Genomic DNA, 20,894 nt, shown 5'->3' with positions numbered 1-20,894 from the left:
AGCCATCAGTGATCGCCTTGGCTGTTTGAAGCCGTCGTCGTAGTCATCTTAGGTGTTGGGCTGGCAAGCAGGTGATAAAACACCGGTGTCAGGAAGATCCCAAAGAACGTGACGCCCAGCATGCCGGAAAAGACGGCGATACCGAGGGTAGAACGCATTTCAGCACCGGCTCCGCTGGCAAGAGCGAGCGGCACCACGCCGAGAATAAACGCGAGCGATGTCATGATGATGGGCCTCAGACGCAAGCGGCATGCTTCGATGGTAGCATCAAATTTGCTCATCCCGCCTTCTTGTTGTTCCTTGGCAAACTCGACAATCAAGATCGCATTCTTGCTCGCCAAACCAACCAGAACCACGAACCCAATCTGGACAAAGATATTGATGTCCATTCCCGCGATGGCAATCCCAACCACGGCGCAAAGCAAGCACATTGGAACTACCAGGACGACTGCCAACGGCAATTTAAGGCTTTCGTATTGAGCGGCCAGAACAAGGAACACTAGCACCACTGCCAATCCGAATACGATCAGTGCCGTGTTGCCCGCTTGGATTTGTAGAAACGTTAATTCCGTCCACTCGGTGTCGAATCCAAACGGCAAGTGTTCAGCGACAACTCGCTCAACGGTGCTGATGGTTTCGCCAGAGCTCACGCCTGGCATGGCGAGACCGTTGATCGAGGCGGCGGTGAATCCGTTGTACCGCATTACGGCTGCTGGACCTGTTGTGTCTTCAACTCTTGCCAAAGCACCCATCGGAATCATCTGGCCGGTTTGGCTACGGACATACAGCGATGTGACCTGATCAGGCGTCAAACGAAACAGTGGATCGGCCTGCAGGTTGACTTGCCAAGTTCGACCGAAGGCATTGAAGTCGTTGACATAGTAGCCGCCAAGGTAAGTTTGCAGCGTCGTGAAGACATCGCTAAGAGCAACGTTCATGGATTTGCACTTTTCGCGATCAACGTCGATAAACATTTGCGGTGTGTTCGCGCGGAAACCACTCTGCATTCCCAAGATTGACGGTTCGCTTGAACCCTTTGCTGATAGCAGCGAGCTTGCATTTTCAAGCTCGGTCAATCCCAATTGCCCGATGTCGCGAACAATAATCTTAAAGCCGCCTCCGCTGCCAAGTCCATCGACCGGTGGCGGCCCAAATACTGAAACTCGTGCATCGAGAATCTCTTTGGCGGCAATACTTCGAATGCGAGTTGCGATACGTTCGGAGTACAACGCATCGGTCTCTCGGTCATGGAAGGGATCTAGCAAAACGAAAACGGATGCGAAGTTAGATCCGACCGCGTTCTGCACAATCGATTGGCCAACAATTTCCAGCGTGTGATTGATGCCAGCAATGCCATCCGAGGATTCGGATTCCTGCGTGCTCGAATGGTGTTCTTGGTGATGACTTCCGTCGCTTTGCATATCGGACTGAACGAGTTGATTCAATTGCTCGCTGTCGCCACTTCGATCGCCAATCAACAACTCGCTCAACTGGCGAACCACCGCTTCGCTGCGTTCCAGCGATGCCGAATCAGGTAACTGAATATCGACTAACAAGTACCCCTTGTCCTGGGACGGGACGAAACCGACGGGAACCGATGTCATCGTTTCGTAGGTAGCCCAAAGAAGCCCCACGTACACAACCAACACCACGAAGGACAACCGCACAAGCCAACCCGCTGCCTTCGCATAGGCGCTCGAAACCGTTCCGAAAAAACGATTGAATAAGCGGAAGAACCACCCGAACACAAAATTGATCAACCGTGACAATGGGTCTCGTTGTTGATCTTTCGGACGCAGCAGCAGAGCACTCAATGCGGGGCTAAGCGTCAGTGAATTAACGGCGCTGAAAAATGTCGACACCGCGATCGTGGCAGCAAACTGTTTGAAGAACTGGCCGGTGATCCCCGAGATAAACAAGCATGGAATGAAAACACACATCAATACCAACGAAATGGCAATGATTGGTGTTGTCACCTCTCGCATCGCCTGCTCGGACGCTTCGACCGGTGACATCCCATGTTCCAGTTTGTGCTCGATTGCTTCGACCACCACGATTGCATCGTCCACGACAATGCCGATTGCGAGAACCAACCCGAACAACGACAGGTTGTTTAGGCTAAATCCAATTCCCGCCATCACCGCAAATGTCCCGATAATCGCTACCGGAACAGCTATCAAAGGAATGATAGCGGCCCGCCAAGATTGCAAGAACATCAGCACGACGATTGCAACCAAGATGATCGCATCTCGCAGCGACTTAAAGACTTCGGTGATTGATTCCGAAATGAAAGGTGTCGTATCGTAACTGATCGAATAGGCAATGCCCGCGGGGAACCTTTGGCTTAGTTCATCCATCTTCTCGCGAATTGCATTCGCGGTATCCAACGCATTGGATCCCGGTAATTGATAAATCATCAGCCCCGATGCTGGCACGCCATCGAGTTTGCACATTGTGTCTTCGAAGCCAGCACCAAAGTCGATGCCGCCAAATTGCTTGCCACTCTCGTCGGTTCGTTTCTCGGTCACGACGTCGCTCAAACGAACGAGTTGTCCCGTTTCACCTGTCTTCACAACAATCTGAGAAAACTGCTCTGGCGAGGTAAGTCGACCTAGGGTTTTCAAAGTGTACTGAAAGTCTTGACCTTTCGGCACGGGCTGTCGCCCCAATGCGCCGGCGGCAACTTGAACGTTCTGTTCTTTAAGCGCGCTGATCACATCACTCGCCGTTAGTTCCAACGCCGCCATGCGATTGGGATCTAGCCATACTCGCATGCTGTAATCACGCTGACCGATCATGGTGATGTTTCCCACACCGTTGATACGTGCCAATTCATCCTTAATCCGAATCGTTGCGTAGTTGCTTAGATACAACTGGTCTCGCGATTGATCGGGAGAGAAGAAGCTAACCGCAAGCAACGCGTTGGAAGAACTTTTGACGACCGAGACTCCGTTGCTTTTGACTTCGGCTGGCAAGATTGGTGTGGCAAGGTTGACGCGATTCTGGACCAAGACTTGGGCCATATCCAAGTTGGTTCCGACTGCGAACGTGACGGTCAGCGAGTAGCCACCATCGTTGGTGGATTGGCTGGACATGTACAACATGTTCTCGACGCCGGTGACCTGTTGTTCAATCGGTGCCGCAACGGTCGCCGCAACGACTTCACTGCTGGCACCGGGGTACTTCGTCGTTACCAAGACGGAAGGAGGCGTGATCTCGGGGTACTGAGCGATCGGCAGCGTCCACACAAAAATGCTTCCCGCCAAGACGATCAATACCGAGATTACACAGGCAAAGATCGGACGTTTGATGAAGAATTGGGACATCGAGTTTCAGCTGTTCAAAGATAGTGTTCAAGGGAATGTCGCGGGGCAGCTATCACTCTTGTTTCAGCACCGGGGCCACCTTCATGCCGGGTTGGATCAACTGCATGCCAGCGACGACCACCGATTCGCCCGGTTGGACACCCGATGTGACGACGCGGAACTTATCCTTGCGGTCTCCTAGGATCACGGTGCGATGTTCGATTTCGTTTGCGTCATTGATGACGTACACAAAATTGGTCGCTTGGTCAGTGCCGATCGATGTGTTGGGGACTAGGACCGCCTCGTACTCGTCCGATACCGGGACTTTAATTCGCACGAACATGCCTGGTTTTAGCAAGCCATCGTTGTTGTCGAACACGCCACGCAATAGCGAGGTGCCGGTCTGCTGGTCCACTTGGATTTCTGCGTACTCGAGAATGCCTTCATGGGGAAAATCCTGTTCGTCCTGCAGTTGCAAGTAACAAGGGATTTTCAATTCCTCTAGTTTGTCGGCTTCTTTGAAATCCTCGCCACCGACTTCACGCTGCCGACGCATGAACTTCAATCGGACGTTCTCGTCCACACTGGCAACGGCTTTGATGGGACGATCACTGACAACGGTGGTAAGAAGCGTTCCGCCCACTAGTCCACCATTGACGTAATTGCCGTCGTCCAGCAACGCGCGATCCACGCGTCCCGATATCGGTGAAACAACTTTGGTGTAGTCCAGGTCCAATTTGACGCGGGCCGCATCAGCCTCGCTAGCCATCAAATTTGCCATCGCCTCGGCAACGGCAGATTGGTTCTGGTCGAATTCTTCTTTGGAAATGGCGTCGTTTTCGATCAGTGTTTTAGAACGAGCAAAGGTCTTCTCAGTGAGATCTAGCTTGGTCTTCGCAACATCAATCGCCGCGAGAGATTGGTTGTAGATCGCTTGGTACTCATCCGGTTCGATGGTGAATAAGAGGTCGCCTTTGGTTACCTGTTGTCCGTCCTCGAAGTGTGTCTCTAGCAGGAAGCCTGAGACACGAGATTGGATTTTGACGCTTTCGTTGGCAGCCAACCGGCCCACCAATTCCACGTGGTCCATTACCAATTCTTTTTTCGCAGGAACGAAAGCAACTTTTTGAATTGCACGATCGGTGGTAGCCGGAGCTTTTGACGCATCCTTGCAACCGCAAACAGCAATCAGGCCACAAGCAAGCAGTGGAAACAATCGGTAACAGTGCTGGGTCATGTCGAACTATGCCACAAGGTGGGCCATCCGAAAGAGGAAACGAGCAGATGGATTTCAAAGCTTATGGCCAAAGCTACATCCCATGAACATGAAGTGCAGTTAGATCGTTCGCGAGATCACCCGTGAAGGCGTCATCACCGGTGAAGGCGTCGGGGCCAGTCAATAATCTAAGTGTCGCGGACAGCTTAGGTTTGACGAACGAGCAAGTCTAGCATGGTGGCGTCACGCGTTATGCAGCTAGCGCGACACTCAGTAACACGCTGCAGTGTACAGTCGTGCCGCTGTTGTTAGTCCGTTTGTGAACGGACCATAACGCGTAGGGTATGGGGTGTCCTGGCAACATCCTTGTTCGGCATAGAGGCCGTGATTGCAGATCGCGTGCAAGTCCCATCGCTGATGGCACCAGGGCACCGGAGGCCTATTCTGCGAGGATTATTAACCGAATATATATGTCTTTTTAGGTCTCCCGATGCGCCGCACTGCTAAAATTCTGCGCAATTGTTCGAGCGAAAGTCGCAAGCTCTTCAGGTCAGGCCTTGGGGCAGCGAATCGGAGATGATCCTGAATGGTGAACGCGAATTGATGTTCGCGTTTTTGCATATTTAGATGCTCGGTGAGATTCCTAATTGCACTCCATGGTCGAACAAGGTGTCGGTAAATCATGGGTTTTAATGTACATGCTTGCAGGGATTTCCTCTCTCGTATCGTGGTACCGTAGAAGTCTTCATGTCGATAACCGAATCAAATTTTTGTGGCCGAGGAAGCAAGCTTCGGTGATCGTCAATTCTGTAACGAGTGGCTCGACTCTATTATTCGATCAAGTTATTGTTCTCCGGTGCGTTTAGAATCTTCTGCAGAAGACCCATACAATTTTGAAATCGAAGTCAGAGAAAATTGAGCAATCGTCGGGCGATTTGTTAAACGAGTAGGTAGACACATTGGTCGGTTCATGCCGTTGAGCTACGAGAATGCTGAGTACATCCATGAGAATTGATTTTGCCAACTATGGTGCTGTGCTTTGTTTGCCGGTTGCACTCTTTCTTTGCGGTGTGACGGTCGCACAAGAGCCGGTCTCAAGCGATGCTCAATCCGTCGCCAGCGAGATTGAAGGCTATGTCAAGGATTTCAACGACGCCAACGTTGACGGCATTGCAGCACGTTGGATGGATCAGGGGCGGATGACCAATGTCGACGGCAGTGTGACCAATGGACGTGAAGAGATTGTCGAGCAATTAACGTCATACTTCGCGGACGCCAAAGGGGCGATGCTTTCGGTTGATGTGAAGTCCATTGAGTTAATTTCGCCAAGTGTCGCCCGCGAGACAGGTGTTGCAACTTTGAGTGTTCCGGATGGCGATTCGGAATTGACCAGCTACGTCGCCATTCATATCAAGACCGCAAGCGGGTGGAAACTCGATTCGATCGAGGAAAGCCAGTACGTTGAACCACGGCCATCAAGCTATGAGCATTTGAAGGGTTTGGAGTGGATGATTGGTACATGGGCCGCAAGTGACGATGAATCATCAATCACGACGACCTGCCGATGGTCGAAGAACCAAAACTTCATCATTCGTTCCTTCGCCGTCGAAGGTCAGGACGACGATCCTTTTGAAGGCACTCAAGTTGTGGGTTGGGATCCCATTCATGAATCCATTCGTTCGTGGACATTCGATTCCGACGGAGGTTACGCTGCCGGACGTTGGACGAACGAAGGCAATCGCTGGACAGTGAACTCTAAGAGCGTGCTTCCCGATGGGCGAGTGGGATCGTCCACGCATGTCTATCGGCTCGGCGATGACGGATCACTCACCTTTCAGTCGATCGCTCGGCAAGTGGACGGAGAGCTTTTGCCAAGTATCGGGCCAGTAACGGTGGATCGAAAAGACTAGCCAATCCGACTGGCTACCCCGTAGCGTTTTTATCTTCGTTTCTTTCTTTGCCAAATCAGTATCCACTATGAAACGTTTCATCTTAGTTTGGGCGACGTTAATGCTGTCGCTTTCACTGCCAATGTTGGACGCTATGGCGGGTCGCGGCGGTGGTCGTGGTGGTGCTCGAGCAGGCGGCGCGGCACGAATGAGTGGAGGCAACTTTGGCGGTGGCGCTCGTTCGAATTTTTCAGCTCATGCACCTTCCATGAGCCGAGCGGCACCTTCGATTAATCGGTCGAGTATGAGTCGGCCAAGCGTTAATCGTCCCAACGTTAATCTTCCCAGCACGAATCGACCTAACGTGAGTCGGCCTAATATAAGTCGCCCCAATTCTGGCCTGTCAAATTCGAATCGGCCGCAGGCAACGCGTCCGAATCTTTCTCGCCCTGACACTAGTCGTCCCAGTGTTGATCGTCCTGGTGTTAATCGCCCTGGTCTCGATCGCCCCGACATTGATCGTCCTGGCGTTGATCGTCCTGGCATCGGCTCGGCCAATCGTCCAGCCATTGGCAGCGGCAATCGTCCCAGTATCGGTGGTTCCGACAGGCCTACGTTCGGGGACAAACGTCCCAGTATCGGACAGTTGGACGATTTCTTAGGGTTGCCAGGTCGTGACAACCGTCCTTCGACGCTACCAGGACAACTTCCGCAAAGGCGGCCCGGCAACGTCAACAACAATCGTCCGGACCGACCCAACGTCGGTGGCGATAACATCCGCGATAGGGTCTCCGATATTGGTGATCGCGATATCAACATCAATGCCGGAAATCGAGTCAACATTGGCAATCGCGTGGGAGGCAACAATGTCGCTTCGATCCGAAACAAGTGGTCGAACAACGTCAATCGCCCGTTTGGAAATAACAACTTTTGGGATCCCGGCTATAGTCGCCATCCCAGCGATTGGCGATGGCAGCATGGATGGAACCGCTATCCTCCTCACTGGTGTTGGCGAGTCGGTTCGTGGGCGACGGTGGGGACATTTTTTGCATGGAACTGGGCAACGCCGACGCCCATCGTTTACGACTACGGATCCACGGTCGTTTACCGGGATAACTATGTTTACGTCGATGACGAAAAGGTTGCCAGCGCCGATGAGTACTATGAGCAGGCAACCACGATCGCCCAAGATGTTCCCGAGACCGTAGATCCGGAATCCGTTCAATGGATGCCCTTGGGCGTCTTTGCGATCTCGGCCGAAGAAGTGACCGATACCGGTCTCCTTATTCAACTGGCCGTCAGCAAAGAAGGGATTATCGCTGGCACGTTCTATAACGAGACGACTGATACGAGTCGTCCGATTGAAGGAACCGTCGACCGCGAAACACAAAGAGCGGCATGGAAGTTTTCCGATGGCAAGAACGAAGAGGTTGTCATGGAAACAGTAATCCACAATCTCACCGAAAACGAATCAACGGCGCTGGTGCATTTTGGCGCTGACAGACAAGAAACTTGGACCATGGTACGCATGGAGGAACCGCAGGAATGAACGGCAAACAGCATCAACAGCCTTCTTACACAGCCTTCAAGGTTTCCTTGACGGTCATGTGTTTGTCGATCATCGGTTCCGCAATCGCAAAGGCGGAAGATTCATTGCCTTCGTGGAACAGTGGTCCAGCGAAGCAGTCAATTGTGGCGTTTGTGGACCGTGTGACTCAGAAGCAATCGCCGGACTATGTTGAGCCCACTGACCGTATCGCCGTCTTCGATAACGACGGGACGTTATGGCCGGAAGCGCCGATTCCATTCCAAGCCGCGTTCGCATTCGACGAAGTCAAGCGACGGGTTCCCAAAGAGCCCACGCTCGCCGCTGATCCGATGGTTCAAGCGGTGTTGCAAGGTGACATCGGGAAATTGATCGAGGGCAAGCATCATGATGGGCTGTTGAAGGTGATGGCGATCACGCATGCCGGCATGTCGACGGATGAGTTCGCCACTAGCGTTTCGGATTGGTTGGAATCCGCCGAACATCCTCGCTTCAAGAAGGCGTATTCCGACCTGACTTATCAACCGATGCAAGAGTTGTTGGACTACTTGCGAGCCAACGGGTTCAAATGCTTCATCGTGTCAGGCGGTGGTGCTGACTTCATGCGAGTTTGGTCCGAACGAGTCTATGGCATTCCGGCTGAAAATGTGGTGGGCTCCACTGGGCAGGCGAAGTACGAAATGCGTGATGGCAAGCCGCAGTTGATCAAAACACTGGATCATCTTTTTGTAGACGATAAGGAAGGCAAGCCCGTCGGTATTCACCAGTTTATCGGGCGGCGTCCCATCGCATGCTTTGGCAACAGCGATGGCGATCAAGCGATGTTGGAGTACACCACGATCGACAATCCGCTTCCGAGTTTCGGATTGATTGTCCATCACACCGACGTTGAACGAGAATACGCTTACGATAAAAAACCTTCGAGTTCGGGCAAGTTGACCACGGCGCTTGAAGCTGCATCGAAACGTGGATGGACAGTGGTCGATATGAAGAGCGATTGGGTGCGTGTGTTTCGAGGATCGGGTAGCGAATAGACGGGGTAAGTCTGATGGAATATCAGTTTGAAGCATTCGAACAATCAATCGCCGCCTTTGAAGCGACGCAACAAGGAGCCTTCGTGTGATCCGTGCCCGATTTTGGTTGCGGTATCTGATGTAAACCTGTTCGAGCAAACCAGGGGTTGGGGATTTGCTCGATCACTTCTTTTCTTTTCACCTGACCAAACATCAAAGGACACGCAACATGAATGCTGGATCCAAATACAGGATCGCCAAAACTTTATTGGCGATCATTGCCGTCTTCGCGGTTGTCACAACCGCGGATCGGTCGCATGCCAAGCCGCCTAATATTGTCATCATTTGGGGTGACGACATCGGTCGCTCGAATATCAGTGCCTACACGCATGGTTTGATGGGGTATCAAACACCCAACATCGATCGTGTCGCTCGCGAAGGAATGATGTTCACGGACTACTATGCCGAGCAGAGTTGTACTGCCGGTCGTGCTTCATTCATCATGGGACAGCATGGACTTCGTACTGGTTTGACCAAAGTCGGCATGCCTGGGGCAACCGCTGGTATGCAGGTCGAAGATCCTACCATCGCTGGCTTGCTAAAGAATCACGGTTACGCAACCGGACAATTCGGCAAGAACCACTTGGGTGACCGTGATGAGATGCTGCCGACGAATCACGGCTTCGATGAGTTCTACGGAAACCTCTATCACCTCAACGCTGAAGAGGAACCCGAGCATCGGGACTATCCGAAGGATCCAGAATTTCGCAAGAAGTATGGTCCTCGCGGTGTCTTGCATTCGTTTGCCGATGGCAAAATCGAAGATACTGGCCCACTGACTCGCAAGCGTATGGAAACGATTGACGACGATGTCGCTGATCGGGCTACTGATTTCATGGAACGGCAAACGAAAGCCGAGAAGCCTTTCTTTGTTTGGGTGAACTTCACCCACATGCACTTTCGAACCCACGTCAAACCCGAAAGTCTTGGCCAATCGGGACGATGGATGAGTGAGTATGCCGATGCCATGATCGACCACGACAAGAACGTGGGAACGGTTCTGGACAAGATTGACGAATTGGGAATTGGGGACGATACGTTCGTGATGTACAGCACCGATAATGGCCCCCACATGAATACGTGGCCTGATGCGGCTATGACTCCGTTTCGCAATGAAAAGAACAGCAACTGGGAAGGCGCTTACCGCGTGCCGGCAATGGTGCGTTACCCAGGTAAAATTAAGCCGGGAAGCATCTCGAACGAGATCGTTTCGCACCTGGACTGGTTGCCCACAATCTTGGCGATGGCAGGTGAAAGCGACGTCAAAGAAAAACTGCTGACCGGTCATAAGGCCATCGGACGCGACTACAAAGTTCACTTGGACGGCTACAACTTGCTTCCGTACTTGACGGGTGAGGAAGAAAAGGGACCTCGAGAATCCTTCATTTACTGCAACGATGACCAGCAGCTAACCGCTCTCCGCTTTGATAATTGGAAGATGGTTTTCTTAGAGCAACGTGTGAATGGGACCTTGCAGATCTGGGCTGAACCGTTCACGACCCTTCGTGTGCCAAAGATCTTTAACTTGCGAGGCGACCCCTACGAGCGTGCCGACGTCACGTCGAACACGTACTACGACTGGCTGATCGATCGTGTGTACTTGCTCGGCCCTGCACAAGACTACGTGGGAACTTTCCTGAAGACATTCCAGGAGTATCCCGCACGTCAAAAGGCGGCTAGCTTCAACCTGGACGAAGTCATGCGAACGTTGTCCGAAGGCGGTTCGAAGTAGCGATTGATCTTATTGATGGTCAAAATCAGGGAACGGGGATTTGATGTAAAATCGGTCTCCGTTCCCTTCTTGTATCTTGTTTCAGAGCAGGTTCATGGTTCCGGACGGTCGTTGGCATTACCACTGTCGTTAAGCAGCAAAATCCGTGCGGTTTTTCCTGGCTCAACTCGTGGGTAGCAACCGCCGCACGTAGCCAGACCCTCTTGCATTGAAAGCCTTGCGATCATGCGTACTACAATCTTACTTTTAATCCTGTTGCTCTTTTCAGTCACTTCGTTGCCTGCGCATGCCAGAACATGGACGAGTGCAAATGGTCACTACACGTTGGACGCTGACGCCATCGCGTTCAATGACACAACCGTCATCTTGAAGAAAGAGAACGGTGATTTGGTGGCAGTGGAAGTCGATGAGCTATCGGAAAGCGATCGTGAGTTCTTAAGCTCAAAGGAGTTTGGCGACGATCTTGCGAAGTCTATTGACGAGATGCAGACCTGGACGTCCGTTGACGGTTTGAAAGTTCGCGGGCGGGTTTTGGCGTTCGGTCGAAGGGACATCGCGGTTTCTCGCCAACGAGGAAAAGTGCATGTCGGCGATAAAGCGTTCGGTGATCTCGACGAGCTTCACCAAAAGGTCGTGCTTAAAGTAATGTCAAAGCTGGAGGGGCAAGAGTTTGCATCCGAGCATGACCTGACCAAATGGGCGAAAGGTCTGGGGGCAGAGCCAAAGGTTTATCCTTTGGAAGGTGTGTTGATGCAACTTGAGTCAGGCGATGAAATCGGTGTTCCCTTTTTCATGTTCAGTTCAGAAGACTTGAAGGTTTTGCAGCCCGGGTGGCAGGCTTGGCTCGAATCCGAGAAAGATGTAGCGATGCAGAATCGAGAGAGCTTGATGATGCAAGCCGAGGCCATGGAGTACCAACGAGGCAATCGCCAGCGTCAGCAGATCGAGTTGTTGAAGTTGAACATGATGGCGATTGCGAACGGGATTACTTCGCTATGGGAAGTCGGTTTGCAACCGGGACAAGGTGTCTACGGGCGTCCGACGACTGCAGTGATCAATGCGAGGGATAGTCTCGCGGCGTCGCAGATGGCGGTGACTCGATATCCCGGCTACACGGTTAGCTTCGTTCGTCGCGTCAGTCGATGAAGACTGTGTTTTGCACCAACCGGGGCACATGTTCGGTGGACTGATGGCATTCGCCAACGATTTGTCGCGGCTGGTTGAAATGTTCGGTCGCAAATCGTCTCACTATGTTTAACCCAACCGAAATCCACCAACTCGATACGTCGATTAAACAATGACTCCTCGCGAACAGATCGTCGAACTGCAGCATCGTATGTCAGCGTCCATCATCGGACAGGAGCACGTGGTCCAGCAGTTATTGTTGACGCTTTTGTGTGATGGCAATGCTTTGCTTGAAGGCTTGCCAGGGCTGGCAAAGACTCGGGCGATCAAGACGCTTTCCGAGAATCTAGAGTCGGAATTTAGTCGCATTCAGTTCACGCCTGACGTGCTGCCATCGGACATTACCGGTGCGGAGATTTATTTGGGCGAAGAGGCGGCGGAACGATTTGTATTTCAAAACGGGCCGATCTTTGCCAACTTGGTCTTGGCTGATGAGATCAACCGTGCGCCCGCGAAGGTCCAGGCGGCGTTGTTGGAAGCGATGGAGGAACACCAGGTCACCGTATCGGGAAAGACACATACGTTGCCGGAATTGTTCATGGTTCTAGCGACCCAAAATCCGGTTGAGCAGGAAGGAACTTACCCGTTGCCCGAAGCTCAAATGGACCGTTTCTTGATGCATATCACCATGACACATCCGGATGATGCATCCGAACTTGCGATCATGCGGTTGGTGCGCGGTGAGTCCGCTGGAAACGCGGACGCTGGTGAACGGCCTGCAATAATTCCGCAGCGGACCGTTTTCGATGCGAGAATCGAAATTGACCAAGTTCAAATTGCTGAGCCGATTGAAAAGTACATCGTTGCGATTGTCGCCGGAACACGGCGGCCTCAAGCGTTTGGCGAAAAACTGGGACGTTGGATTCAAGTTGGCGTCAGTCCTCGCGGCACCCTTGCTCTCGACAAGGTGTCACGAGCACACGCTTGGTATCACGGGCGCGACCATGTGAGTCCCGAAGACGTCCAAGCCGTAGCGCATGATTGTTTGCGTCATCGGTTGATGCTGACGTACGAGGCGAGTGCGGATGGTGTGACCCCCGATCAAGTTATCGATGAACTCCTGACGCAAGTTGCGGTCGCATGAAAAACACGCTTCAATCCAATCGAGATGCGGCAAGGGCAACCGATTTGTCAAACCGCGACGATCTGGATGATCCTCGCGTACGCACCAATCTGCACCAGTTGATGCGGCTTCGGGCCAAGGCGAAAGACTTCTCATTCCTGCCTCAACAACCCGTCCAAAGCCTGTTGGCGGGGCGCCATGCATCGCGGGTTCGTGGGCGAGGATTGAACTTTGAAGAAATCCGCGCCTATCATGCTGGCGATGACATTCGCACCATCGACTGGAAAGTCACAGCCAGACTGCGTAGTCCTCACACGCGAGTCTTTACTGAAGAACGAGATCGTCCAACTCTATTGGTGGTGGATCAACGCATTGGGATGTTCTTCGGTACGCAGCACAACATGAAGTCGGTAACGGCGGCAGAGGCCGTAGCGCTGGCGGCATGGAGAGTCATCGACGTCGGCGATCGGGTGGGAATGATTGTGTTTGATGACCAGCGTTACGATACGGAGCGGATTAGCCGTAGTCGCAATGGTGTGATGCGGATGCTGCGAACGCTTGTCGAATATGGCGGACGATTGCACGCGGATTCGCCGGCCACTCACAATCCCGACATGTTGGGCAAAGCGATTAACGCGGCCGAACGACTTGCCACGCACAATCATCTGGTGGTCATCATTAGCGATTTTTTTGGGCTGAATGATTCCGTTCGCCAGCGGATTCGCAAGATTCGGTCTCACAACGATGTCATTGCGGTTCTCGTCCATGACCCGAGCGCATCGCGACTACCGACCAGCAACCAATTCGTGATTAGCGACGGCGAGTTACAGGTGGAAGTGCCAAGCAAAGGTAGTGGACTACAAAGACTGCAAGAGGCAACTGCGGGGCGGATCGCGGATGTGTTAAAGCTACAGCAGGAACTGCAAATCCCGGTTCTGCCAGTTAGCACCGCCGAGGACACGAGTCGCCAAATTCAGAAATTGATGGGGCGACGATAGCCATGGAATCGGATCCTTATAGCCTTAGCGCCCTTGAAGATATCATCGCGCCGGATCCGGTCGGTTGGTTCCCATTGGCTATGGGATGGTGGTTCGTGATTGCTTTGGGAGCGATTTGGTTGGCCTATGGATTTATCGTTTGGGTAATTGAGTATCGCCATAATTCTTATCGCCGCGAAGGTGTAAAGCTCATCAAAAAACTTCGAGACGAACCGTCACTTGAAGTTGGACTGCGAAGAATCGACGAAGTGCTCAAGCGAGTTGCCATGGTGTCGTATTCCCGAGAAAGAGTCGCCTCGTTGTGGGGAACCGATTGGGTGGCGTTTCTTCGTTCATCGGTCCAAGAATTTCGCTTGAGTGATTCCAACGCGAAGATAATGGCGGCGGCGAACTATCAAAAGGTTGCGGATACTTTTGGTCGGGAAGACTATCTGGCAACCTTGCAGGCGGCATCGGCATGGATTCGCGAGCACGATCGAGGCGATGACGCATGCTAACTTTTGCCTATCCGTGGCTACTCGGTCTGGTTGTGTTGCCGTTATTACTGCGTTGGTTGCTGCCGAGTTTCGAACAACCGCGTAGCGCAATTCGAGTGCCAATGTTTGACGTTGCCGTCGACGCCCTCGGTGCCTCGCCGGGAAAAGGCGCGGTGGTGCGACGTCGCCGTTGGTCGCAAACGCTCGCTTTTGCGATCTGTTGGCTCACTCTTTCAATATCGCTTGCTCGACCACAATGGCTTGGGGATCCAATCGTACGTGAAGTCGCAACGCGGGATTTGTTGCTAGCGGTCGACCTTTCAGGATCCATGGAAACGGAAGACTTCACGGATCAAAACGACAATCGCGCCGATCGTTTAACAGCGACCAAACAAGTCTTAGGCGACTTCCTTGCGCAACGAAAAGGCGACCGTGTCGGCATGGTCGTGTTTGGTTCTGGAGCGTTCGTGCAGATTCCTTTCACACAAGATCTAGACGTTTGCCAAGAATTGTTAAACGAACTGTACCCTCGAATGGCTGGGCCGAAGACCGCGTTGGGCGATGCTATTGGTTTGGGAATCACGCTCTTTGAACGTAGCGACATGGACAGCAAAGTCCTCATCGCAATGACCGACGGCAACGACACGGGAAGTCGTGTTCCTCCTGCCGAGGCAGCGAAGATCGCCGCGGACAAAGGCATCGTAATTCACACGATTGGAGTTGGCGACCCAGAAGCTGCAGGCGAAGAATTGTTGGACGAGGAAGCTTTGAAGCAAGTCGCCAAAGAAACTAGTGGTAACTACTTTCGCGCCGAAGATCGCGATCGCCTTGCAATGGTTTACGAAAAACTGGACTCGATGGATACGCGTGAGGTAAAAACGGTCTCGCACCGACCTCGCAGTGAGTTGTTCGCATGGTTCCTTGCGGTCACGATGGTAATCTCAATTCTCCACCATGCTGTTTGGGGTGTCCTCACCGCAGTTCAACGATTGAAGATTGTCTCGCGTGCAGATCGCGATGAAGCGAGTTCCGACGTCTTGCAAACCCAGCGAGGTGTCGCCGGATGAGTGGCCTACTTTCATGGTTGGCTGATTTTCATTGGTTGCGACCGATGGGATTCTGGTTGCTGGTTCCGATAGCGGCGGTGTACTGGTTTTGTGTGCGAAACAATAGTTTGCAGCAATCGCTTTCGGATCAAGTCGCTCCTCACTTACTCAAACATTTGGTGGTCGACGGAGGCAAGCAAACTCGTCTACGTCCGGCGGAGGTTCTACTTGGACTGTGGTTGCTGGGGACGATTGCCCTAGCAGGACCGAGTTGGCGAAAAGAACCATCTCCCTTTGCTGACGACGCGTCCAACTTGTGGGTGATCCTGAAACTCACGCCGTCGATGCAAAGTGACGACGTGTTGCCCTCACGACTCGAGCGAGTGCGGAACAAATTGCATGACTTGATGGAGTTGCGAAAGGGCTCGGCGACGGGCTTGGTGGTTTATTCCGAATCCGCACATCTGGTGGTGCCGCCGACCAACGACAGCGGTGTGATTGTTGAGATGTTGCAGTCACTCGATCCCGGTGTGATGCCCGGCGAAGGAGATTCGTTAGCAGACGCGCTTACTCTAACTGCCGAGCATATCAAGCGTGATTCGGTCGCTGCGTCGATCCTTGTGATTGCTGATTCCGCCGAGGACCCTCAACAGGCTTCGCTGCAGCTTTGGAAAAAGAGCTATCGAGTGGGTTTGCAATGGTGGGTTCCGATTGCCCCCGAATCAAACCTGGCTGGGCTAGGTATTGAGGAGGCGGCAAAGATTTTAGATGTTTCGTTGGAGCGACTTACGCCCGATGACGCCGACATCAAGGTAGTGGCCGGGCACGCCAAGAGTTCGCTAGTAACGTCGATGACAGACCCGTCTGCACAATGGCGAGACGAAGGATATTGGTTGCTTTGGCCAATTGGAATCGGAGCGGCATTCTGGAGTCGTCGGGGTTGGAGCGTCGCATCAGGGGGACTTTCATGAACAACACTCGCCACTTCGTAAAACGCATGGCAATGGTGCTGACTGGAATGCTTCTCGCGCTGGCGGTGGTCGCGGGCTTTCAACAACGCGGCTCATTTTGGTTGACTGCTGATCAGCGAGGGCAGCACTTGTTCGATCGCGGCGACTACGACGCAGCAGCCCAAGCGTTTGAGGATCCGTTTCGAAGGGCCGTCGCATTGTCCAAAACGGGTGATTTTAAGCGTGCTGCCTCGTTATTCTCGACCATTCCCGGTCCACAGGCAGCATTCAATCAAGCCAACATGCTTGTCATGTTAGGGGAGTATGGCCCAGCAATTAAACGCTACGACCATGCCCTTGAATTACGTCCCGATTGGGAACCTGCGGTCAACAATCGGGCAATCGCACTGGGACGCGCATCGCGGCTAGACAAAGAGGGCGGTGAAATGACCGGGGGAAAACTAGGGGCTGACGAAATCGTGTTTGATCAATCCAATTCGCCCGGAGGATCGTCCGACGATGATGACGAAACCGTCGATGGCGAATCACTCTCGGATTCGGAACTTCAAGCGATTTGGTTGCGTCAAGTGCAGACCACACCGAGAGATTTTCTGAAGAGTAAGTTTGCGTTTCAGCAGGCGATGCGGCAAACGGAGCCGACCGATGAGAAGTAGGCTTCTAACAGTTCTTCTTGCATTGATCTTGATCAGTGCTTGGAACTCGAGCGTTCGTGCCGCGGATCCCATTGTGCGAATCAATACTGATCCTGCGGCGGGCGAGTCGCTCGTCGTGGGGCAACGCATTCGTTTGATGCTGGATGTCTTAGACAGTGAAGGTTGGGCCAATGTCCCCCATCTTCCGTCTGTCAAAGTCTCGGGAGCGGTCGTGTATGTACCGGACGGGCAAGCGACTCGTTTAACCGAAACTATCAAGGGTGAAAGTTACACGGGGCAACGTAACGAATGGTGGGTGTACCCCCAACGCGCACAACCATTGATGGTTCCACCGATAAACGTTGACATCGAAGTAAAAAAGTTTGGTGCGAAAGAAGATGTGGTGACAAAAACGGTTTCGACCCAGCCCGTTTCGCTAGAAGCCAAACTTCCCGAGGGCGTAGCGAGTACCAACGGTTGGGTCGTCGCGAAAAGTTTTGATGTGACTCAAAGTTGGGAACCCAATGCAGATGATGCTACGTTTGTTGTGGGTGACGGAATCGTTCGTACGATAAGGCGAACCATCAAGGATGCACCTGCCATGATGATGCCGGCGATTAAGTTACCTACGACGGCCGGCACAAAGATGTATCCAAAGGCAGCCGAAACGTCCGATTCGAACAATCGTGGCGAGTTAGAGGCGATTCGAGTTGATCGCACGACGTATGTGTTTACTCGCCCGGGAAGCATTGAAGTGCCGCCGATTGATATCGTTTGGTGGAGCTCAAGCCAAAACAAAATGATCAACGAAACGTTGCCTGGACAAACGTTTCAAGTCAGTGCCGCGATCGGTGATTCCGGAAGTGCCGCAGCACACGATACCCAGAAGATTTCATCACAAAACAGGCGTTGGTTCGGCGTAGGCGTCGTGGTTCTCACGCTGATGGGCGGTGCTCTATCGTGGTGGATCGGCCACTGGGCATTACTTCGTCGGCGAACACGGCAAATGAAATTCTCGTTCGATCCCTTGCCCCCACTTAATCCGTAGCGAATCCGTGTATCCTAGTATGCAATTCTTTACCTTATCGCCGAGCCCAACAACATGACTTCCAAGATTCAAGTTTGCCTTCTTCTTGTCGTTTCCTTGTTCACGTCTTCGATGGGTTACGCCCAAGACGAAAAGCTTCCATTGTTGCTGAAACGATCGCCGGCTCCGGCCAACGCGATTGGTTATGTGAACGTTGGAGCGCTCAATAAACTAATGAGCGATGCTGAATTCGCCGATCGTGTATCCGATAATGTCGGGGAGTTCTGGTTCATCTCTGACCTGAATCTGACCGACCTTCGGCCACGTTGGGAGGCTGGTTACGCCACTTTGGAAAACGGCATCGATGCCAACGAACTGGCAACGTCCGTTGGTGGGTACGTTGACCAAATTGCAGGCCAAGATGTCGTTTGGTCGCCCCAAGAAATGTACTTGTATCCTGCCAAGGAAAATCGCCTTGGCGTGCTACGTCCCGCAGACCGGTCTTTGGTATCGGGATGGTTGTCATCGGATATGCCGGTGAACTACTCATCTTTCTTAGATAAGTGGGCTGCTCAAAAAGAATCGTTTCTGTCGATGATGTTGGCGATTGAAGTGAAGAACGTCTTTTCACCGGTTCCCATGGCTAAGCGTCTTGAGACGTTTAAGTCGATCAAATCAAAGTCTCCTGAATCGGTCGCCAGCACACTCGCCTCGGCAAATGGGATCAGCATCATCGTCGGTCGCCGAAGTCTCAACGAGTGCATCGTTTCGGTCGAGTTCACCAAATCACCCGCATCGTTAGAAAACATCGCAGCCGAGTTGTTTGCTGAAATGCTTGAGCGAGGTGGATCGGCGGCGCCGGAAGTGCTGACTTGGAAAGCCAAGGTCGATGGCAATACCTTGTCATTGCAGGGACCTATCACCGAGTCAACGCTTAGCGGATTGCTAGGAATATTCAGCTTAGAAGATCAAGCTTCACGGACAATCGCTTTGTCTAGCGACGGTGGCAGTCAAGGCAAGACGGAAGCTGAAAAGATGGGATTTTACTCCAAGCACTACTTCGATGAGGTCAATGCAATCATCGAGCGAACGCGAGACCACAAGTCGCAAACTACTGGTGCACTCGCGAAATGGAACGACCAACGCGCGAGAAAGATCGACGAGTTGGGAACGTTGAACGTGGATCCCGAAATGATCCAATACGGAACGAATGTCGCCGAGGCACTTCGTGGAAACGCCTTGACGGTTACCCAAGGGAATATTGCGGCCGGAAAAACGAAAGCGGCTCAGGGATTGAACAATGGCTATTACGGGAATGGCTCGTACTACAACGCCAATTCAACCGCGGACTACCACGCCGTCACGAACGCTTATGCGCGCGGCAATGCATATGCCAACTTCAAAGATACGCTTAATCAAATCGATCAATTGACCGCTCAAGTGCGACGAACGATGACGGAAAAGTATCAGTTGCAATTCTAAATATTGAAACGTGGATGCATCGCCGGATACTTTTGAGAAGCCGGGCACGTGTGAGGCGCCGGGTACTTTTGAGGCGCCGCCACGTGTGAGGCGTTAGTGTATGCCAGCTAGCAAGTGCCGTTTCGTAAGCTTTTTTTACCGTTGTTGGTGTGGTCAGATACACGCTCTTGCTGACTTCGTCATCTCTCAGGTTACCTAATCCGTCATTGTGGATCTCAATCTTGTCACGCTGGTTGTCCTTTTTTTCGCTGTAGGGGCGATCTATTCAGCGGCTGGTTTTGGAGGCGGGTCGAGTTATCTGGCGATCCTTAGTTATGCACTGACAAACTTTTCCGAAATGCGAACGCTGGCGCTCGTTTGCAATTTGGTCGTGGTCACGGGAAGCGTTTGGCTGTTTTGGAAGCAGGGGCACGTGATTGCCAAACGAGTCATCCCACTGGTGGCTATCAGTGTTCCGGCGTCGTTTTTGGCTGCTCAAATGCGGTTCTCGCAAGCGACCTTTTTCGGGTTGCTAGGTGCGACGTTGGTCACAGCATCGTTGGCCATGCTGATTCAGCCTAAGCGAACCGACCACAACCGACGGGTAGCGAGTTGGTGGGACGAAGCAGCGATCGGTGGAGGGATCGGTTTCTTGTCGGGGCTAGTCGGAATTGGTGGAGGAATTTTCTTGTCGCCGATGTTGCATCTTCTTCGCTGGGATACTGCCAAGCGAATCGCCGCGACCGCGAGCGTCTTTATCTTGGTGAACTCTCTCGCGGGGCTTGCCGGGTTACTGGTCAGCGACCAGTTTCAGATCGGTGACGTGAATCGTTTATGGCTACTCGTCGCAGTCCTGGGCGGCGGGCAACTTGGTGTCCGATTCTGCTTAAGCCAAGTTGCCGCGACAAGAATTCAATCGCTCACCGCGGTGCTGGTAATGATTGCTGGCGTGCGCATCTTGTGGAGGGTTGTTTGAAGCAGATACCTTTAGCGATCCTCGCGATTGCCCCTGCTGCGATGAAGTTGATAGGTGGCCTTTTTCTCTTTCGTCGCGACCACGTATATCGAGATCAAGCCCGGTTCCGAAATCCACGCCGTTATCAGTATGTGATTTCGGCTGAGCGAACTCGATGCGATGCTGCCAGAGCGAACGCGATCTCTGGACGCGTGTACATGGACTGGGCGCTGATCGCTACGCTTTCCTTCGGAAAGGATGCTGTTGAACTCTGGTTCTCTGTGGCGACCAGTCGTGCTGGTTAGAATGGCCAGCGAAC

17 protein-coding genes are annotated in these 20,894 nt (G+C 52.6%); 15 read left to right on the top strand and 2 right to left on the bottom strand.

Features of this window, described 5'->3' with window-relative positions; genetic code table 11:
* Window positions 1-5: 5 nt before the first annotated feature.
* The gene (locus Pla22_RS02870; protein ID WP_146513262.1) at window positions 6-3,326 is read right to left on the bottom strand and encodes an efflux RND transporter permease subunit; all 3,321 of its coding nucleotides are present in this window, start codon (window positions 3,324-3,326) and stop codon (window positions 6-8) included.
* 52 nt (window positions 3,327-3,378) lie between these two features.
* Window positions 3,379-4,542: an efflux RND transporter periplasmic adaptor subunit gene (locus Pla22_RS02865; RefSeq protein ID WP_146513261.1), complete on the bottom strand. Its 1,164-nt coding sequence runs from the start codon at window positions 4,540-4,542 to the stop codon at window positions 3,379-3,381.
* 983 nt (window positions 4,543-5,525) lie between these two features.
* Between Pla22_RS02865 and Pla22_RS02860 the strand changes: the two genes are divergently transcribed.
* The 15 genes from Pla22_RS02860 to Pla22_RS02790 all read left to right on the top strand — a co-directional run bounded on the left by Pla22_RS02860 (window position 5,526) and on the right by Pla22_RS02790 (window position 20,880).
* Complete coding sequence (locus Pla22_RS02860; protein WP_165440494.1) at window positions 5,526-6,431, top strand: SgcJ/EcaC family oxidoreductase; 906 nt, start codon at window positions 5,526-5,528, stop codon at window positions 6,429-6,431.
* 67 nt (window positions 6,432-6,498) lie between these two features.
* Window positions 6,499-7,959, top strand: coding sequence for a hypothetical protein (locus Pla22_RS02855; RefSeq protein ID WP_146513259.1), 1,461 nt, complete (start codon window positions 6,499-6,501; stop codon window positions 7,957-7,959).
* Entirely contained in the window at window positions 7,956-8,990 is a 1,035-nt protein-coding gene (locus Pla22_RS02850; RefSeq protein ID WP_146513258.1) for an HAD family hydrolase, read from the top strand. Before Pla22_RS02855 ends, Pla22_RS02850 begins: the two co-directional genes overlap by 4 nt.
* Window positions 8,991-9,198: 208 nt before the next feature.
* Window positions 9,199-10,761, top strand: coding sequence for an arylsulfatase (locus Pla22_RS02845; RefSeq protein ID WP_146513257.1), 1,563 nt, complete (start codon window positions 9,199-9,201; stop codon window positions 10,759-10,761).
* A gap of 225 nt (window positions 10,762-10,986) precedes the next feature.
* Window positions 10,987-11,907, top strand: coding sequence for an SHD1 domain-containing protein (locus Pla22_RS02840; protein WP_146513256.1), 921 nt, complete (start codon window positions 10,987-10,989; stop codon window positions 11,905-11,907).
* Window positions 11,908-12,058: 151 nt separating this feature from the next.
* Window positions 12,059-13,030, top strand: coding sequence for an AAA family ATPase (locus Pla22_RS02835; protein WP_146513255.1), 972 nt, complete (start codon window positions 12,059-12,061; stop codon window positions 13,028-13,030).
* Entirely contained in the window at window positions 13,027-14,007 is a 981-nt protein-coding gene (locus tag Pla22_RS02830; RefSeq protein ID WP_146513254.1) for a DUF58 domain-containing protein, read from the top strand. The genes Pla22_RS02835 and Pla22_RS02830 overlap by 4 nt, the downstream gene beginning before the upstream one ends.
* A gap of 2 nt (window positions 14,008-14,009) precedes the next feature.
* Window positions 14,010-14,504 (top strand): DUF4381 domain-containing protein, encoded by a 495-nt coding sequence (locus Pla22_RS02825; protein ID WP_146513253.1) that lies wholly within the window; start codon window positions 14,010-14,012, stop codon window positions 14,502-14,504.
* On the top strand, window positions 14,498-15,550 hold the full coding sequence (locus tag Pla22_RS02820; protein WP_146513252.1) for a VWA domain-containing protein: 1,053 nt from the start codon (window positions 14,498-14,500) through the stop codon (window positions 15,548-15,550). Before Pla22_RS02825 ends, Pla22_RS02820 begins: the two co-directional genes overlap by 7 nt.
* Window positions 15,547-16,500 carry a VWA domain-containing protein gene (locus Pla22_RS02815; RefSeq protein ID WP_146513251.1) on the top strand — a complete coding sequence of 318 codons (954 nt, stop codon included), beginning with the start codon at window positions 15,547-15,549 and terminating at the stop codon, window positions 16,498-16,500. Before Pla22_RS02820 ends, Pla22_RS02815 begins: the two co-directional genes overlap by 4 nt.
* Window positions 16,497-17,153 carry a tetratricopeptide repeat protein gene (locus tag Pla22_RS02810; RefSeq protein WP_242631760.1) on the top strand — a complete coding sequence of 219 codons (657 nt, stop codon included), beginning with the start codon at window positions 16,497-16,499 and terminating at the stop codon, window positions 17,151-17,153. The genes Pla22_RS02815 and Pla22_RS02810 overlap by 4 nt, the downstream gene beginning before the upstream one ends.
* Complete coding sequence (locus Pla22_RS02805; protein ID WP_146513250.1) at window positions 17,143-18,180, top strand: BatD family protein; 1,038 nt, start codon at window positions 17,143-17,145, stop codon at window positions 18,178-18,180. Before Pla22_RS02810 ends, Pla22_RS02805 begins: the two co-directional genes overlap by 11 nt.
* Window positions 18,181-18,234: 54 nt before the next feature.
* Window positions 18,235-19,641, top strand: coding sequence for a hypothetical protein (locus tag Pla22_RS02800; protein ID WP_146513249.1), 1,407 nt, complete (start codon window positions 18,235-18,237; stop codon window positions 19,639-19,641).
* Window positions 19,642-19,849: 208 nt separating this feature from the next.
* Window positions 19,850-20,596 carry a sulfite exporter TauE/SafE family protein gene (locus tag Pla22_RS02795; protein ID WP_146513248.1) on the top strand — a complete coding sequence of 249 codons (747 nt, stop codon included), beginning with the start codon at window positions 19,850-19,852 and terminating at the stop codon, window positions 20,594-20,596.
* Complete coding sequence (locus tag Pla22_RS02790) at window positions 20,593-20,880, top strand: hypothetical protein (protein ID WP_146513247.1); 288 nt, start codon at window positions 20,593-20,595, stop codon at window positions 20,878-20,880. The genes Pla22_RS02795 and Pla22_RS02790 overlap by 4 nt, the downstream gene beginning before the upstream one ends.
* Window positions 20,881-20,894: the final 14 nt, after the last annotated feature.

The sequence above is a fragment of the Rubripirellula amarantea genome, from assembly GCF_007859865.1.
GTDB lineage: Bacteria > Planctomycetota > Planctomycetia > Pirellulales > Pirellulaceae > Rubripirellula > Rubripirellula amarantea.
Note: the sequence above shows the minus strand (reverse complement) of the source record. Positions and strands in the feature narration are given on the sequence as shown.